This window comes from Herbaspirillum sp. UBA812 (assembly GCF_002296545.1).
In the GTDB taxonomy this organism is placed as follows: Bacteria; Pseudomonadota; Gammaproteobacteria; order Burkholderiales; family Burkholderiaceae_D; genus Herbaspirillum; species Herbaspirillum huttiense.
The window spans coordinates 10,990-11,469 of sequence record NZ_DBIC01000346.1 but is presented as its reverse complement, the minus strand read 5'-3'; the positions used below and the strand labels follow the sequence as shown (position 1 = coordinate 11,469).

Below are 480 nucleotides of genomic sequence, written 5' to 3'. Positions count from 1 at the left end.
CGGGCGCGACCGCAATATCGCTGCGTCCGTAACAGGTGCTCTTGTCCACCAGCGGCTGGGGATGGCGAATCAGATTCAGCAGCATGGCTCAGGGATTCCACCAGGACGGCAGCGAGGCAAGCGCACCGAGATAAAAGGCGGTCTCGCTCAACTGTTGAACCGCGCCCAGGCAATCCCCGGTATAGCCGCCTAGGCGACGCCGGAACCGCGCGGCCAGCCAGAGCGTCGCCACTGCCGCCAGCAGCGCGCCGGCGGCAATGCGCTGCCAGGACATCATGCCCAGCGCGATCACCCCGATCACCGGCAGCACCGCAAACAAGGTCGCCAGCAGGAATTCGCCCTGCCCCATCTGCTGCGCCAGCGGCTTGACCTTGCCCTCTTCGCGCACGTATTCCATGCGCCAGATGAGACAAGTGGCCAGCCAGCGCGACAGCGGATGCGCCATCCCCAGCACGGCCAGTACCTGCAACGGCAGCAGCG

General features: G+C 66.2%; 1 protein-coding gene. It reads right to left on the bottom strand.

Annotated features, from left to right (window positions below):
* Nucleotides 1-88: 88 nt before the first annotated feature.
* On the bottom strand, nt 89-480 hold a 392-nt coding region (locus B3873_RS23270), incomplete at its 5' end, for an adenosylcobinamide-GDP ribazoletransferase (RefSeq protein WP_286869287.1).